1 protein-coding gene is annotated in these 1428 nt (G+C 60.0%); it reads left to right on the forward strand.

What is annotated here, in order from left to right; translation table 11 throughout:
* Positions 1–62 precede the first annotated feature (62 nt).
* Positions 63–1428, forward strand: a 1366-nt coding sequence (locus tag ADK28_RS19910) for a Tar ligand binding domain-containing protein (RefSeq protein WP_048796467.1), incomplete at its 3' end; no start/stop codon positions are given.

Below are 1428 nucleotides of genomic sequence, written 5' to 3' on the forward strand. Positions count from 1 at the left end.
CCGATAACTCTCACATTCAACGTCATCAGAGCCTGTCTGCGCGGGCTTCAACAAGGGAAATCATGTTAAATCGTATGAAGGTGGTCACCAGCCTGTTGCTGGTGTTGGTGCTGTTTGGCGCCTTGCAGTTGATTTCGGGCGGACTCTTTTTCTCCTCGCTGAAAAGCGATAAGGAAAACTTTACCGTCCTGCAAACGATCCGCCAGCAGCAGCTGCAGCTGAGTGAAAGCCGCGTTGACCTGCTGCAGGCGCGTAACTCCCTGAACCGCGCCGGTATTCGCTACATGATGGATACCAACAAGATCGGCAGCGGCGCCACCATTGATGAACTGCTGGCCAAAGCGAAGGAAGAGCTGGGTGAAGCGGAAAGACACTACGCCGCGTACGAGAAAATTCCTCAGGACCCGCGCCAGGATCCTCAGTCGGCGGAACGCCTCAAGCAGCAGTACGATGTGCTGTACGGCGCGCTCTCCGAGCTGATCCAACTGCTGGGCGAAGGCAAAATCAACGCGTTCTTCGATCAGCCTACGCAGAGTTACCAGGACAACTTTGAGCAGAGCTACAACGTTTATCTGGAGCAAAACGGCAAGCTGTACCAAATCGCGGTCGACGGCAGCAACAGCTCGTACAACTCGGCCATTTGGACGCTGATCGTGGTGCTGGTGGTGGTGCTGGCGGTGATCGTACTGGTCTGGACCGGTATCCATCACATCCTGGTGCGCCCGCTGAACCGCATGATCGACCACATCAAACAGATCGCCGCCGGCGACCTGACTCAGCAGATCGTCGTCAACAGCCGCAACGAAATGGGCGTGCTGGCGGCCAGCCTGAAACACATGCAAAGCGAACTGATCGAAACCGTCAGCGGCGTGCGTCAGGGCGCGGACGCCATCTACAGCGGCGCGTCAGAAATCGCCGCGGGCAACAACGATCTCTCCTCCCGCACCGAGCAGCAGGCCGCGTCGCTGGAAGAGACCGCCGCCAGCATGGAACAGCTGACCGCGACGGTGAAACAGAACGCCGAAAACGCCCGTCAGGCTTCACAGCTGGCGCTGAGCGCCTCCGAAACCGCGCAGAAAGGCGGTAAGGTGGTGGCCAACGTGGTGCAGACCATGCACGACATCGCCGGCAGTTCGCAGAAGATCGCCGATATTACCGGCGTGATCGACGGCATCGCCTTCCAGACCAACATCCTGGCGTTGAACGCCGCAGTGGAAGCGGCGCGCGCCGGCGAACAGGGCCGCGGCTTCGCGGTGGTGGCCGGTGAAGTGCGCAACCTGGCGCAGCGCAGCGCGCAGGCGGCGAAAGAGATCAAAGGCTTGATCGAAGACTCGGTCAGCCGCGTCGATATGGGCTCCGTGCTGGTGGAAAGCGCCGGGGAAACCATGGGCGACATCGTCAACGCCGTCACCCGCGTGACCGACATCA

The organism is Serratia sp. 506_PEND, from assembly GCF_001076875.1.
GTDB lineage: Bacteria > Pseudomonadota > Gammaproteobacteria > Enterobacterales > Enterobacteriaceae > Serratia > Serratia marcescens.